This window comes from Calidifontibacter terrae, from assembly GCF_054778835.1.
In genome coordinates this window covers 554258-569517 of record NZ_BAAGZF010000007.1, presented here as the reverse complement: position 1 = coordinate 569517, position 15260 = coordinate 554258, and the positions used below count along the sequence as shown (strand labels likewise).

The 15260-nt window shown below is 66.8% G+C and carries 13 protein-coding genes and 1 tRNA gene; 1 reads left to right on the top strand and 13 read right to left on the bottom strand.

Annotation, left to right across the window (positions count from 1 at the left end; all coding sequences use genetic code 11):
- Positions 1-354: 354 nt before the first annotated feature.
- The 8 genes from ACYU98_RS14300 to mfd all read right to left on the bottom strand — a co-directional run bounded on the left by ACYU98_RS14300 (position 355) and on the right by mfd (position 8912).
- Positions 355-431: transfer RNA gene (locus ACYU98_RS14300), tRNA-Leu, on the bottom strand.
- A gap of 9 nt (positions 432-440) precedes the next feature.
- Entirely contained in the window at positions 441-1421 is a 981-nt protein-coding gene (locus ACYU98_RS14295; RefSeq protein ID WP_460468882.1) for a Ppx/GppA phosphatase family protein, read from the bottom strand.
- Positions 1376-1876, bottom strand: coding sequence for a DUF501 domain-containing protein (locus tag ACYU98_RS14290; protein WP_460468881.1), 501 nt, complete (start codon positions 1874-1876; stop codon positions 1376-1378). Before ACYU98_RS14290 ends, ACYU98_RS14295 begins: the two co-directional genes overlap by 46 nt.
- A complete protein-coding gene (locus ACYU98_RS14285) occupies positions 1873-2394 on the bottom strand; it encodes an FtsB family cell division protein (RefSeq protein WP_460468880.1) in 522 nt (173 codons plus the stop codon). The genes ACYU98_RS14290 and ACYU98_RS14285 overlap by 4 nt, the downstream gene beginning before the upstream one ends.
- Positions 2395-2429: 35 nt before the next feature.
- Entirely contained in the window at positions 2430-3710 is a 1281-nt protein-coding gene (gene eno / locus ACYU98_RS14280; protein WP_460468902.1) for a phosphopyruvate hydratase, read from the bottom strand.
- Positions 3711-3807: 97 nt separating this feature from the next.
- A complete protein-coding gene (locus ACYU98_RS14275; RefSeq protein ID WP_460468879.1) occupies positions 3808-4776 on the bottom strand; it encodes a nucleoside triphosphate pyrophosphohydrolase in 969 nt (322 codons plus the stop codon).
- 4 nt (positions 4777-4780) lie between these two features.
- Complete coding sequence (locus tag ACYU98_RS14270; RefSeq protein ID WP_460468878.1) at positions 4781-5290, bottom strand: hypothetical protein; 510 nt, start codon at positions 5288-5290, stop codon at positions 4781-4783.
- An 85-nt stretch (positions 5291-5375) separates the two neighbouring features.
- Positions 5376-8912, bottom strand: coding sequence for a transcription-repair coupling factor (gene mfd / locus ACYU98_RS14265; protein WP_460468901.1), 3537 nt, complete (start codon positions 8910-8912; stop codon positions 5376-5378).
- Between the two features lie 157 nt (positions 8913-9069).
- Between mfd and ACYU98_RS14260 the strand changes: the two genes are divergently transcribed.
- Positions 9070-10179, top strand: coding sequence for a copper resistance D family protein (locus ACYU98_RS14260; protein WP_460468877.1), 1110 nt, complete (start codon positions 9070-9072; stop codon positions 10177-10179).
- 4 nt (positions 10180-10183) lie between these two features.
- Here ACYU98_RS14260 and pth read toward each other — a convergent pair whose 3' ends face one another.
- The 5 genes from pth to ACYU98_RS14235 all read right to left on the bottom strand — a co-directional run bounded on the left by pth (position 10184) and on the right by ACYU98_RS14235 (position 15256).
- Positions 10184-10774: an aminoacyl-tRNA hydrolase gene (pth, locus tag ACYU98_RS14255; protein ID WP_460468876.1), complete on the bottom strand. Its 591-nt coding sequence runs from the start codon at positions 10772-10774 to the stop codon at positions 10184-10186.
- A gap of 77 nt (positions 10775-10851) precedes the next feature.
- Complete coding sequence (locus ACYU98_RS14250) at positions 10852-11532, bottom strand: 50S ribosomal protein L25/general stress protein Ctc (RefSeq protein WP_460468875.1); 681 nt, start codon at positions 11530-11532, stop codon at positions 10852-10854.
- Between the two features lie 215 nt (positions 11533-11747).
- Positions 11748-12728 (bottom strand): ribose-phosphate diphosphokinase, encoded by a 981-nt coding sequence (locus tag ACYU98_RS14245; protein WP_460468874.1) that lies wholly within the window; start codon positions 12726-12728, stop codon positions 11748-11750.
- Between the two features lie 7 nt (positions 12729-12735).
- Positions 12736-14211, bottom strand: coding sequence for a bifunctional UDP-N-acetylglucosamine diphosphorylase/glucosamine-1-phosphate N-acetyltransferase GlmU (gene glmU, locus ACYU98_RS14240; RefSeq protein ID WP_460468873.1), 1476 nt, complete (start codon positions 14209-14211; stop codon positions 12736-12738).
- Between the two features lie 55 nt (positions 14212-14266).
- Positions 14267-15256 (bottom strand): sugar-binding transcriptional regulator, encoded by a 990-nt coding sequence (locus ACYU98_RS14235; protein WP_460468872.1) that lies wholly within the window; start codon positions 15254-15256, stop codon positions 14267-14269.
- Positions 15257-15260 lie beyond the last annotated feature (4 nt).

Below are 15260 nucleotides of genomic sequence, written 5' to 3'. Positions count from 1 at the left end.
AGGACTCGTCATACTCCATGGACTCCATGACGTGAAACTCCTTGCCGCCACGACCCAAGCCGTGACATCACGCCGAACCACTTACACAAAATTCCTGACAGACCCAACTCTGGATCGAGGAGCACGGCGTCGTGCGGGACGAAAAGACTCCACTCGTCCACGAGCTACACGAGGCAGCCACTGCGTACGCCACTCAGAGCGGCAACGTGGACCGAGCCGAGGCGGCGTCAGTGCGCCCAAGCGATGTCCTGGCACGAAACAGCGCCTCTGGCCTGAAGGCCAAAGGCGCTGATCCTGATCCCGAGACCTACCGACTCGCCGATTTTTTTCGTGCGGGTTCGAGTAAGCAGGTCTTGGTGCCCCCGACGGGACTCGAACCCGCACTGAAGCGCTTTTAAGGCGCCTGCCTCTGCCGATTGGGCCACGAGGGCACCGACAGACTAAGCGATCGACAGCGCGATGCCGTCGAGGATGTCCTTCTCGCTGGTGATGATGGTCGCATCGGGCGACTTGGCGGTGACCCGCTGGGCGATGGTTCGCCAGATCTGAGAGCCAGCCCCAATCACGTCGACCCGGCCGGGGTGCATGAACGGCAGGGCCGCCCGCTGCTCCCGCGACGAATGCAGGATTGCGTCGCAGGACGCCGTGACTCGGTCGGCAGTCAACGTGGCGCCATGAATCTGGGCGGAGTCGTAGACCGCCAACCCGAGGGCGTGGGCGGTCACCGTGGTGATCGACCCGGCGAGGCCGACCAGCGATCCGATTCCAGCGAAGCCGACGGCCGCCTCGGCTTCGTCGATCGCCGCGTTGATGTCGACGAGGGCAGCCTCGATCTCGGCCGGAGTGGGCGGGTCGGAGCGCAGGTGGCGCTCGGTCATCCGTACGCAGCCGATGTTGAGGGAGAGCGCCTGCTCGACATCGCGGGTGCCCCGAACGAACTCGGTGGACCCGCCGCCGAGGTCGACGACCAGGTAGGGCGCTGCGGCGCCGTTCGCGATCAGGTCACCGGTGGCGCCACGGAAGCTGAGGGATGCCTCCTCGCTGCCGGCGACCACCTCGGGGGTGGTGCCGAACCGGGAAAAGGCGTCTCGGACGCCAGCCACGAAGTCCGCGGAGTTCTCGGCGTCGCGCGAGGCAGAGGTGGCCACGAACCGGACGCGTTCGACCCCAAGTTCCGCGCAGGTCGTGGCGTAGTCGGTGGCCGCCGCGAGGGTGCGGGTCATCGCTTCGGGCGCGATCCGCCCCGAGACGTCGACTCCTTGGCCGAGCCGGACGATGCGCATGGTGCGCTCGACGTCGGTCAGCGCGCCGTCGTCGATGTCGGCGATGAGCAAACGGATCGAGTTGGTGCCACAGTCGACCGCGCCGACGCGGGTCACTGCGATTCCGCCATCACGCCGCAGCAGCCGTTCTCCCACCATGCCGGCAGCGCCGCGAGGGCGCGATCCCCGAGCGGGTTGATGCCAGGACCGACCGCGATCGAATGGGCGACCAGGACGTGGAGGCACTTCACCCGGTCAGGCATCCCACCGGCGGAGATGCCGTCGATCTGGGGCACCTCACCGAGTTCGGCACGGCGCCGCAGGTAGTCCTCGTGGGCGGCGCGGTACTGCTGCGCCAACTCCGGGTCATCCTTGAGTTCCTGGGTCATCTCGCGCATCATCCCGTTGGCTTCAAGGGTGCTGATCGCACCCGTTAGCCGCGGGCAGGTGGCATAAAACGTGGTCGGAAACGGCGTTCCGTCGGGCAGCATCGGGAGGGTGCGCACGACAGTCGGGCAGCCACAGCGGCAGCGCCCGGCAACGTCAACGACACCTCGGGGCAGCCGGCCCAGCTGGGCCTCAACCCGCTCCAGATCGCGCGGGTCGGCACTCACTTGGCCGCCTTGTTCGCCCCGACCACCGACGACCACACCTGGCCATACCAGGGGTTCTTCGAGATCGTCTTGCCGGTGGGATTCGAGCCAGGCAGCGGCTTGCCGTTCTCGTCGACCAGCACGGTCAGCGTCTGCCCGGGCTTCACGAAACCGAGCCGGGTCTTGGCTTGCGCTGCGATATAAATCGGGTCATTCCACTTCTTCAGCTCGGCCTGCTGCTGCGTCACCGAGGCACGCTGCGAGGTGACCTGGGAACCCAGTTGGCTGATCTGATCGCGTTGCTGCAGATAGCTGTTCAGGGTCGGGGTGATGATCACCGCCAAGAACAACAACAGCGCCCCGAGGATCGTCAACCGTCGCATCGACTGCGGGTTGCGGCGGGTTCGGCGAGCAAGGCCCGCGATCCGCCCCTGGGTCGCGGAACGCTCCCCCGGGCGGGTGGTCTCGCGACGCGCGGCGGCGGGCCGAGACGACGGCGTACGGCTGCGACGGCCTGCCGGCCGCGAATCACGAGTCATACCAACGACTTCCGTTTGTAGTGCGGTTTTTTCGATCAGCCCTTGAAGCGCGGGAAGGCGCCACGACCGGCGAACTCCGCCGCGTCGTCGAGCTCTTCTTCAATGCGCAACAGCTGGTTGTACTTCGCGACGCGGTCGGACCGAGCCGGCGCACCGGTCTTGATCTGGCCACAGTTCGTCGCCACCGCGAGGTCGGCGATCGTGACGTCTTCGGTCTCACCGGAACGGTGGCTCATCATGCAGCGGTAGCCGTTCGTCTGGGCCAGGGTCACCGCGTCGAGGGTCTCGGTGAGGGTGCCGATCTGGTTGACCTTGACCAGCAACGAGTTGGCGACACCTTCAGTGATGCCGCGCTGCAGGCGCTCGGGGTTGGTGACGAACAGGTCGTCGCCGACCAGCTGCACCTTGCCGCCGAGCTCATCGGTCATGGCCTTCCAGCCCTCCCAGTCTTCTTCATCCAGCGGGTCTTCGATCGAGACCAGCGGGTAGGAAGCGACCAGTTCGGCGTAGTAGGCGATCATCTCGGCCGACGACTTCTTCGCACCTTCGAAGGTGTAGCCGTCCTTGTCACCAAACTCGCTGGCGGCCACGTCGAGGGCGAGCGCGATGTCCTTGCCCGGCTCGTAGCCAGCGCCCTTGATCGCCTCGAGGATCAGGTCGAGCGCTGCACGGTTCGATTCCAGGCTCGGCGCGAAGCCACCCTCGTCACCGAGGCCGGTCGACAGGCCCTTCTCCTGGAGCACCTTCTTGAGCTGGTGGTAAACCTCGGCGCCCCAGCGCACCGCCTCGCGGAACGAGGGCGCACCGATCGGCGCAATCATGAACTCCTGGATGTCGACATTGGAGTCGGCGTGGGCGCCACCGTTGACGATGTTCATCATCGGGACGGGCAAGACATGGGCGTTCGGGCCACCGACGTAGCGGAACAACGGCAGCTGCGCCGACTCGGCGGCGGCCTTGGCGACCGCGAGGGAGACGCCGAGGATCGCGTTGGCGCCGAGCTTCCCCTTATTGGGGGTGCCGTCGATCTCGATCATCTCGGTGTCGATCAACCGCTGTTCGTCGGCGTCATAGCCGAGCAGCGCCGGGGCGATCTCTTCGACCACTGCGTCAACGGCATCCTCGACGCCCTTGCCGAGGTAACGCTTCTTGTCGCCGTCGCGACGCTCAACCGCTTCGAACTGGCCGGTGGAAGCACCGGACGGGACGGCGGCGCGGCCGAACGAGTCGTCATCGAGGACGACCTCGACCTCGACCGTCGGGTTTCCGCGGGAATCGAGGATCTCACGCGCAATGATGGCGTCGATGCTGGCCAAGGCAGGCTCCTGATCGGGAGGGGTCATGGGACTACCCCGTCAGCCTAACGGTGGCGCAGCGTACGGCCCGGTAGCGAAATGCGTTCTGAGACGGGCGCTATTCGCTCGGCGTGGCGAGGGCTCGAACCGCGACCCGCAGCGCCTGGTCGGCATCGATGCCGTCGGCCCTCGCCTGGGCGACCAACCGCAGCAACTGCGTTCCGAGGTCATCGCCGCTCGGCAAGTCGGTGACGCCGCCGCGCTCGCGACGGGCCAACACCTTGTCGGCGACCAGCAGTGTCGACAGCGACGCCGGGATGCCTTCCAAGAGCGGCACCGCGCTCTCGGCGCGTTGCGACTTCTCGGTCGCCTTGATCTGCTCCCACGACGCCTCGACCTCTTCAGGCGTCGAAGCCTCGCCGTCGGCGAAGACATGCGGATGGCGCCGGATCAGCTTGTCGACCAAGCCTGCCGCGACGTCGTCGACATCCCAGGGGTCCTCGGCGTCGTCCTGGGCGATCCGGGCGTGGAAGAGCACCTGGAGCAACACGTCACCGAGTTCCTCGCGCAGGTGATCGCGATCGTCGCGTTCGATGGCCTCGACCGCTTCGTGGGCCTCTTCCAACAGGTATTTCGCCAGCGAGGTGTGGGTCTGCTGGGCATCCCACGGGCAGCCGTCTGGCGAGCGCAGCAGGTCCATCACGGCGACGGCGTCGAGCAGCCGCGCGCCGGGCACATCCCAGGACCCGACGAGCATCTCGACCGGCGGCGCGTCGTCGCTGCGGGTCAGTTCCGCAGCCAACGCATCGGTGAGTCCAGGGTCCCCGTCGGGCGAGACGATCCAGACGACTGCGCGGGTTTCCGCCTCAGCCGCCAACTTGCGACCCAACAGCAGCATCGCCGAGGTGTTCGTCGATTCGACGGCTTCGATCCGAATGCCACCGGCCGCGATCGCGGCCGGAACCGGATCGTCAACGTCGACGGTTCGGACGACATCAGCGGACTCGAGCGCTCGCCACGCATCCCGGCTGAGCACACCCGCGGGAACCCGCGGGCTGGTGACGAGCAGCGTGAGGCTGCCGGTCACGAGATCAGGAGGCCGGGGTCGTCAGGGCGGTCTGCTTGATCCAGTTGCCGTCGCCGGAGTTCGGACCCTGACCGGCGACCCACTGGCCATAGCGTGGGTTCATCTTCACCTTGGCGGTCTTCAGCAGCTTGCCGAAGGCGGCCGAGCCGGTGGCCGAATTCTGCAGGTTGCCCATGTTCAGGTTGCTCTGCACAGTCGAGACCGCTGCCTGCGAGGGCTCCACTGTCTTGAACTGGGCCTTCGCCTGAGCGGTCGAAACGAACACGCCGTATTTCTTGGCGAGGTCGTTGATCGAGGGGCCGAGCACCAAATAAGCGATAGCCGACTGCGGGTCGAACTGCGACTTCGGCTGCTCCTTGGTGATGTCGTCGACGGCCGACTGCACCTCACTGGAGGAGACGTGGGTCGACCCCAGGGAAGCGGCGACGGAGCCGTCGTTCGAACAGCCGGCCAGGCCGAGACCGGTGACGGCGGCCAAAGCGGCCGAGGCGACACGCAGCGACGTACGAGACATCAGATGAAGGTCCTCTCCAGGGTGAGCGCGGCCAATCCTGCCATGACCGGCTGTGGTCGCGCCCATCGGTCAGGGCGCAACACGGTCAGTTCAACAGCACGGTGCGGATCAAGGTGGCCGCCCAGGCCAACACGTCGCCGTTGCGCAGCGGCTTGCCGCCGACCGGCGCGGTCATCGGCGCCGGGACCAAGATCGTGTGCAGGGCCGGCTTGAGCTGGGTGCCTTGATAGAGCCGCTGCAGCCGCAGTTGCTTGCTCTCGGGCAGGTCAACTGGCCCAAACCGCACGTATCTGCCCTGCATCGCGATATCGCCGATGCCCGCTTCGCGCGCAATGACCCGCAACCGCGCCACCTCGAGCAGATGCTGCGCGGGCTCGGGCGGGGCGCCATAACGGTCGCGCAACTCCTCGATGATCTCGGTGAGCTCGTTTTCGTCGGCCACGGTGGCCAACTTCTTGTACGCCTCAAGCCGCAACCGCTCCCCCGGCACGTAGTCGTGGGGCAGGTGGGCGTCGACCGGCAGCTCGATCTTGATCTCGGTGGGTCCGGTCTCAACTTCGTCACCGCGATATTCGGCAACGGCCTCGCCGACCATTCGCACGTAAAGGTCGAATCCGACGCCCGCGATGTGACCGGACTGCTCCCCGCCGAGCAGGTTTCCCGCTCCACGGATCTCCAAGTCCTTCATCGCGATCTGCATGCCCGCGCCGAGGTCGGTATTGCTGGCGATCGTCTGCAAGCGGTCGTGGGCGGTCTCGGTCAGCGGTTTGTCCGATGGGTAGAGGAAATAGGCATAGGCCCGTTCGCGTCCGCGACCGACTCGGCCGCGCAACTGGTGCAGCTGCGACAAACCGAGAACATCGGAGCGCTCCACGATCAGGGTGTTCGCGTTGGAAATGTCCAGCCCGGTCTCGACGATCGTGGTGCAGACCAGCACGTCCAATCGGCGCTCCCAGAAGTCCACGACGACCTCTTCCAGTCGGCGCTCGCCCATTTTTCCGTGTGCTGTTCCGATCCGTGCTTCAGGCACCAGCTCGCGCAACCTGGCGGCGGTTCGGTCGATCGACTGAACCTTGTTGTGGACGACGAAGACCTGGCCTTCGCGCATCAGCTCGCGGCGCAGGGCTGCGGTCACCTGCTTCTCTTCGTACGCCCCGACGAAGGTCAACACCGGGTGGCGTTCCTCGGGCGGCGTTGCGAGAGTGGACATTTCGCGGATACCGGTCACGGCCATCTCGAGCGTTCGCGGAATCGGGGTGGCCGACATCGCGAGGACGTCGACCGCCGTACGCATCTGCTTGAGCTGTTCCTTGTGTTCGACGCCGAAGCGCTGCTCCTCGTCGATCACCACCAGACCGAGGTCCTTGAACTGGATCTCCTTGGACAGCAACCGGTGGGTGCCGATCACCAGATCGATAGCGCCGGTGGCCAGACCGTCGATGACCTCGCGCGCCTCTTTGTCGGTCTGGAACCGGGACAGGGCTTTGACGGTCACCGGGAAGCCGGCGTAGCGCTCGGAGAAGGTGGTGAAGTGCTGCTTGACCAACAGTGTCGTCGGAACCAACACAGCGACCTGCTTGCCATCTTGGATCGCCTTGAACGCCGCACGCACCGCGATCTCGGTCTTGCCGTAACCGACGTCGCCACAGATCAGCCGGTCCATCGGGACCGTCTTCTCCATGTCACCCTTGACCTCGTCGATCGAGGACAGCTGGTCGGGGGTCTCTACGTAGGCGAACGCGTCTTCGAGTTCGCGCTGCCACGGGGTATCCGGAGCGAACGCGTGGCCGGGTGTGGCCTGTCGCGCCGAGTAGAGCCGGATCAGCTCGCCGGCGATCTGCCGAACATGCCGGCGCGCTCGCGACTTGGTGGTCTGCCAGTCAGAGCCGCCCATCTTGTTCAGTGACGGCGACTCGCCGCCGACATAGCGAGTGATCTGGTCAAGCTGATCGGTCGGGACGTAGAGCCGGTCGCCCGGTTGGCCACGCTTGCTGGCGGCATACTCCAGCACCAGATATTCGCGGGTCGCGCCGCCGACGGTGCGCTGCACCATCTCGACGAACTTGCCGACACCGTGTTGTTCGTGAACCACGAAGTCGCCCGGGCGCAGCTGCAGCGGATCGACCTGCTTGCGCCGCCGCGAGGGCATCTTGCGCATGTCCTTGGTCGAGCCACCCTGGCCGGTGGATCCGAGCAGATCGGCCTCGGTGATGAGCACGAACGAGCTGGAGGGCAACACGAAACCGTGGCCCAACGAGCCGGTCGCGGTGGCCACCTCGCCGGCCACCAGGGCGCCGTCGGTGACGGTGATCTCGTTCTCTCCAAACAGTTCCGTGGCTCGTTGCGCCAGGCCGGGCCCTTCGGTGACGACCAAGGTGGTGAAGCCGGCCTCGACGTGACGGCGTACGTCGGCCACGACGGCCTCGGTGTCGCCGCGGAATTGCGGCACCTCCTCGGTTCGCAGGTCGACCCGCTCCCCCGGCAGCTCGTCCTCCATGAACGCGCTCAGGTCGTCGTCGCTGGCAAAGCTCGACAGCGACCACCACGGCAGCCCCTTGGCGAGCGCATGGTCACGCAGTTCGAGCAACGTCCAGTAGGAAGCCGTTCCAAGGGTGCTCTGCAGGTCGACCGGCACCTGATTGCCCGCGGCCGCGTTCGCCCAGCTGGCCTCAAGGAACTCCGCGCTGGTGGCCACGAGGTCGTGGGCACGGGTGCGGACCCGCTCCGGGTCGCTCAACACCACGTGGGTGTCGCCGGGCAGCACGTCCAGCAGCGTCTCCATCTTGTCGCCGAGCAGGATCGGGGCCAGCGACTCCATGCCCTCGACCGCAATGCCTTCGGCGACTTTGTGCAGCATGTCGGCCACGCCCGGCAGTTGGTTGCCCAGCACCCGCGCGCGCTCGCGCACCTGGTCGGTGAGCAGCATCTCGCGACAGGGCGGGGCCCAGAGCCCATGATCGGCCAGGTCGGTAGTGCGCTGGTCGGCCACCTTGAACCAGCGGATTTCTTCGACCTCGTCACCGAAGAAGTCGACGCGCAGCGGATGCTGTTCGGTCGGCGGGAAGACGTCCAGGATGCCGCCGCGTACGGCGAATTCGCCGCGTCGCTCGACCAGGTCCGTCCGCGTGTAGGCGGCTTCGGCAAGCGCCTGCACGACGTCTTCCAGGTCAGCCCTGTCGCCCGCGCGCAGGGCGACCGGAACGAGGTCGCCCAGGCCCTTGGCGATCGGCTGCATGACGGCTCGGACGGAGGCGACCAGCACCTCGATGGGCCCATGAGTGAGGTCGCTGTCGTCGGGGTGGGCTAGTCGACGCAGCACCGCCAGCCGACGACCGACGGTGTCAGAGCGCGGGCTGAGGCGTTCGTGCGGCAGCGTCTCCCAGCTGGGGAACTCGGTCACTGCGGCGTCACCCAGGAAGGTACGCAGCGCGGCAACCATGTCGCCTGCTTCGCGACCGGTTGCGGTCACGACCAGCAGTGGGGTTCGCTTGCCGATGCGGTTCATCAGCGCGAGCAACGGTGGCCGGAGCCCGGGCGCAGAAGCGATGTCGACCATGTTCGCGGCACGACGATGACGCAGGACCTGACGCACCCACCGGTCGGTGGCGAGCAGGTCAAGCATCGGCTGGAGGGTGCTCACGGACTTCCTCCCGAAGGACGGCACGAGGGGGTGACAACACGAATGCCCCGGTTCACGGAAACGGGGTGCGGCCAGTCTAAACGCCCGCATGCCGACCGATTATGCAGGTTAGCCTTACCTATATTAGGGTCCACTAACCATGAGTCTCGTCGCAGCGTCAGTGGACGCGCACTACGTCATCCCGCCCGTCTGGCGCCTGCTGACCAAGTTCGGTTGGTTCCTTGGTTTAGCCGGCATCATCGGCACCCTGATCACCCACGTGGCGGTGATCCGGCCGACGACTCCACCCGCAGATCTGCTGCGCCGCTCGCGCCAGGTGGTCCTGGCCGCCGCGATCTTGATGGTCCCGCTCGCCTACCTCCAGTTGGCCAGCGCCGTCGTGCGCAAGAAGCAGGCGGACTCCTTCGGCGCGGCTCTGTCCCCCTCGACGATTGCCGACTTTCTGACGTCGCCGGGAACGTCCAAGGAATGGGTGTCGAACGGCACCGTCACCCTCGTTCAGGAGGCGCTGATCCTGCTGGTGTTGGCCTGCGCCGTGGTGCTAGTGCGACGAGGCAACGAAGCAGCCGCGACCATCGGACTCGTGGCCGCGGTCGCGGTGACTGTCGGGCCTGCGCTGCCCAACGAACCCACCGGGACGGTCGATCTGGTGGGCAGCCTGATGATCCAGACACACATCGTCGGCGGCAGCATCTGGGCGGGCGGGCTGATCTCCCTGGCTGTGCTGGCAGCAACCGGTCGAGCGGTCGGCGGCGACTGGGCCGCGATCTGGGGCCGCTTCTCGTTCGCCGCGATGTACGCCGTCGGCGCCATCTTGTTGTCTGGGCTCTGGTTGACCTACCGCGAAGTGGGCAGCGTCGCGCAGTTGTGGCAGACCGGTTTCGGGCGGGTGTTGCTGATCAAGGTCGCGCTGGTCGGCGGGTTGCTGGTGGCTGGCGCGTACAACCAGTTGGTAGTGCTCCCCCGCGTTGCACGGGACATCGCCACCGGCAACGAGGGCGGCGTGATCGCCGCGACCCTGCACCACCTTCCCCGCGTGGTCATTGTCGAGTCTGCGCTTGTCGTGGGTGTCCTGGCGGTGGTGCCATTCCTTGCCGGTTCGGCTCGGGCAGAAGGCGGTTCGGACGACGCACCGGTGTCATCGATGGAATTGTTCGGTGCCGGCCTGATTGCTGCGGCGCTGTTGGTCGTCTCGTTCTGGCTGACCGTGACGGCCGCCGGAAAACGCGGTCGAGTCGTCACCGCGTAGGAAATCAGCGCGCGTGGACCTTGTTCTGCGCGTCAGTCAGGCCGAGGTCAATCAGGGTTTGGGTGGCATCGGCGGCGTCATCGATCAGGAACGGTAGCTCCTTCTTCTCAGTCGAGCCGAAGTCCTTGAGCACGAAATCGGCCACGTCCATCCGGCCCGGCGGCCGCCCGATGCCGACCCGAACGCGCAGGTAGTCCTTGCTACCGATCGAGGCCGTGATCGAGCGCAGCCCGTTGTGGCCGCCTTCGCCGCCGCCCTTCTTCAGCCGTACGGCAGCGAAGTCGATGTCGAGCTCGTCGTGAATCACGATCAATTGGTCGGCGGGCACCTTGAAGAAACTCATCAGGGCCTTGACCGGGCCACCGGAGACATTCATGTACGTCGTGGGCTGCGCCAGGATCGCGGCCGGACCACCGGGGGCTCCCGAAGGTTGCGGCAGGCGTACGGAGGCCGCGATCGCCTGCGCCTTGTGGGCCCGCAGGTTCGCCCCCGCGCGGCGGGCCAGCTCTGCCACCACCATGGCGCCAACGTTGTGCCGGTTGCCGGCATAGCCGGGTCCGGGGTTGCCGAGTCCGACAATCAGCCAAGGGTCCACGGGCAGCGAGTATGCCGGAACGCTGAAGGGGCCCGCACACCGTGATGGTGTGCGGGCCCCTTCGAAGCGACAATCGATCAGGCGTCGTCGCCTTCGGCCTTGTCGTCGCCCTCGGCCTTGTCGTCGCCTTCGGCGGCGTCAGCATCGGACTCTTCGTGCTCGATGCCGGCCTCGGCCTCAGCCTCGGCGAGCTCGGCCTCGAGCTCCTCAGCCGACACCTGCTGGACGACGTTGACCACGAGCAGGTCCTCGTCGGCGGCCAGGGTGGAGCCGGTCGGCAACTCGACGTCCTTGGCCAGAACCTGGCTGCCCGCAGCGAGGCCCTCGACCGAAACGGTGATGAGCTCGGGGATGTGCATCGCGTCGGCCTCGATGGAGAGGCTGCTGTTCTCGATGATGACGTTGGTCTCGGGAGCGGCGTCGCCCTCGACGTGGACCGGAACGTCAACGGTGACCTTCTCGCCGCGGCGGACGATGATCAGGTCGATGTGGTCGATGACCGGCTTAATCGCGTCGCGCTGAACGTCCTTGGCGAGCGCGAACTGCTCTTCGCCATCCAGCACGATCGTCAGGATCGCGTTGGCGTTCTTCAGCGCGAGCATCGTCTCGTGGCCCGGCAGGGTGATGTGGACCGGCTCGGTGCCGTGTCCGTAGAGCACCGCGGGGATCTTGTGCGCGCGGCGGATGCGGCGGGCCGCACCCTTGCCGAACTCTTCGCGGGTCTCGGCGTCGAGGCGCAGGGAGATGGTCTTAGCCATGATCAGTCCTTCAGCAGATGGGATTCGAACGGTTCCCTCGGCACGGGAAACTCGCGCGGGCTGTGAAGGTAGGTGGGCGACGCCGTAGACGCTCGACCTCCCCCGCGGGGGAAGGGAGCTGCTCTACCGCGTCGATCACGGACCCGCAGACACACGCGACGTCCCTCGCCGAGGCAACGCCAACCATCGTACGGGCAGCGCCCGCCTACCTCAAATCAGCCGAGACCGTCGAACATCGAGGTGACCGATCCGTCCTCGAAGACCTGACGAATGGCTTCGGACAGCAGCGGGGCGATCGACAGCGCGGTGAGCTTGTCGAATTGTTTGTCGTCGCCGATCGGGAGGGTGTCGGTGACGACGACCTCGCGGGCCACCGAGTCGCGCAACCGCTCGATCGCCGGGCCGGAGAAGATCGCGTGGGTGGCCGCAATGATCACGCCGGCCGCACCGTCGTTCATCAGCGCTTCGGCGGCGTTGCAGATGGTGCCGCCGGAGTCGATCATGTCGTCGACCAGCACGCAGAGCCGGCCCTCGACCTTGCCGATCACCCGGTTCGCCACGCTCTGGTTGGGACGGGTGACGTCGCGGGTCTTGTGGATGAAGGCCAGCGGGGCGCCGTTCAGTCGCTTGCTCCACGCCTCGGCGACCTTGATGCGGCCGGCATCGGGCGAGACGACCGCGAGGTCTTCGCCGGCGTACTTCTTGGCGACGTAGTCGGTCAGGATCGGCAGCGCCTGGAGATGGTCGACCGGGCCGTTGAAGAAGCCCTGGATCTGGTCGGTGTGCAAGTCGACGGCCATCAGGCGGTCGGCACCGGCGGTCTTGAACAGGTCGGCCATCAGGCGAGCGGTGATCGGCTCACGGCCGCGGGACTTCTTGTCCTGACGGGCGTAGCCGTAGAAGGGAGTGATCACGGTGATCCGCTTGGCCGACGCCCGCTTGAGCGCGTCGACCATGATCAGCTGCTCCATGATCCACTGGTTCACCGGTGAGCAGTGGCTCTGGATCACGAACGCGTCGCAACCACGGACCGACTCATCGAAGCGCACATACGTCTCGGAGTTGGCGAAGTCGTAGGCCTGAGTCGGCACCAACGTGGTGCCGAGCTCATCGGCGACCTGCTGAGCGAGTTTCGCGTTGGCGCGCCCCGAGAACACCATCAGGTTCTTCTCGGTCGTGACCTTCAAGCCGCTCATCGGTTGATCAGTTCCCTTCGGTGGTGGTGCGCTTCGTCGCAGCCTCGGCGGCCGCGGCGGTTTTGGTGTCGGCTCGGCGGCGGGCCACCCAGCCGTCGATGTTGCGTTGCTGTCCGCGGGCAACCGCGATCTGCCCCGGCTCGACGTCCTTGTCGACCGCGGAACCCGCGCCGATGTAGGCGCCATCGGCGATGTTCCGCGGCGCGATCAACACCGAGTTGGAGCCGACGAAGCTGTGGGCGCCGATCGTCGTGTGGTGCTTGGCCACGCCGTCGTAGTTGGCGAAGATAGTTCCGGCGCCGATGTTGGCGCCCTCGCCGATCGTCGCGTCGCCGCAGTAGGTGAGGTGGGGCACCTTCGCACCGTCGCCGATCGTGGCGTTCTTGGTCTCGACGAAGCCGCCGATCTTGCCCTCGACGCCAAGAACCGTTCCCGGTCGCAGGTAGGAGTAGGGACCAACCGTGGCCCGGGGACCGATCTGGGCAAGCAGTGTGTGGGCGCGGATCACCGAGGCGCCGTCGCCGATCTCGGTGTCCTTGATCGTGCAGTCGGGGCCAATCTCGCAGCCAGCCCCGATCGTCGTCGCGCCCAGCAGCTGGCAGCCCGGCGCGATGACGGTGTCGCGACCGACGCTGACCTCGGTGTCGATCCAGGTGGTGTCGGGGTCGATCACGATCGCCCCCTGCTCGCGCATCAACTTCTCGACGGTGCGACGGTTCAGTTCCTTGCCCATCCGGGCGAGCTGCACCTTGTCGTTGACACCCTCGATCTGCCAGAGGTCGTCGATCGAGTGACTGTCGACCCGGCCACCGGCCGCGCGGGCCAGGGCCAAAACATCGGTGAGGTATTTCTCGCCCTGGGCGTTGTCGGTGCTCAGTCGCGGCAGCGCCGCGCGCAACACGGTCACGTCGAAGGCGTAGATGCCCGAGTTGATCTCGGTGATGTCCAGCGCGTGCGCGTTAGCGCCGCCCTCTTCGCGCGCCTTGAGCGCGTCTTTGTGTTCGATGATCCCGGCGACGGTGCCGTCGGCGTCACGCAGAACCCGGCCATAGCCGCTCGGGTCGGTGAGGTGGGCGGTCAACACGGTGACCGCGTTGCCGGACTGTTCGTGAACCTCCACCAGATCGAGCAGCGTCTGGGAGGTGAGCAGCGGGGTGTCGCCGTAGGTCACCAGAACGGTGCCGGTGAGCTGCGCCGGAAGCGCATCGAGCGCGCATTCGGCCGCCCGACCGGTGCCCTTGATGTCGTCCTGGTCGGCCACGATCGCCGACGGCCAGGTCTCCTGCACGACGGGAACCACTCGATCGCGCTGCGCGCGGACAGTGACGGCGACATGCGGCGCGCCGGTGTTGGCCGCAGCCAGCAAGGAGTGGCCCACCAGGGTGCGCCCACCAATGGTGTGCAACATCTTGTTCAGGTCGGACTTCATCCGGGTGCCGTCGCCAGCGGCAAGCACGATGACGGCTACGGGGGCTGCACTCACGCGGAGAGCTCCTTGCGCGATCGGGGAATGTCCGAGGACAGGTGCGGGCTCGATGCTACCGGCCGCTAGCCCCCACCTCCCGATCGGCGGTTGCCGCTGGGCGCAGACGACCCAGCACAGCGCGGGCGGCGACCTCGTCGATCACCAGATCGGTGACCACTCCGGCCCGCAGCGCCGCCACGGTCGCGGCCGCCTTCGCGGCACCGGCGACCACGCATACCCGGCGCGGAATCCGGACCAAATCGCTGGGCGAGGGGCCACTGGCGCGGGCGTTCAGCTCGATGTCTCGCCAGCTGCCGTCTTCGCGCAGGAAGAGGGTGCAGACGTCGCCCACCACCCGCTCGCGGGTCAGTTGGCGCTGGTCGGCCGCGCGCAGGTAACCACCGGCGTACAGGTGGGAGGGGATTTCACTGTCCGGCGAACCGACCCCGAAGACGACGATGTCGGCCTGTTGTTGGATGGTCAGGATCCGCGACACCGACCGTTCGCGCCACATCGCCGCCCTGGTCTCGGCGAAGTCGAAGAACGCCGGAACCGGGAAATGCTGCACCTGCGCGTCGAAGGCGTCCGCCGCACGGGTCAGCAGATGCATGGTGTGGGACAGGCCGCTGGAAACCAGGTTCGCGCCGCCATTCAGCTGGACCACGGTCGAGCCGGTGGTCGGTGTATGCGGCAGGTGCGAAACCACCGACGACACGGTGGTGCCCCAGGCGAGACCGAGCACCTTGTCGTCGCCGAAGGCGCCGGCGACCAGGTTGGCGGCGACCGCGCAGACCGCGTCGAGCTGGGTCAGCGCCGGACTGTTCCCGCGCACCGGAACGACGTGCGCATTAACCGAGAACCGTTGCCGCAGCGTCGCTTCCAACGGGCTCGGGCGCCCTGGATCGGCAACGCTGATCTGCACGATCCCGTCGGAGCGCGCGCTCTTGAGCAACCGGGAGACCGACGAACGCGAGGTGCGCAGCCGGGCCGCGATGGCATCCATCGTCTCGCCTTCCAGGTAATACATGGTCGCTGCGAGAACCGTCCGACTGCGTTCGTCCATGTGG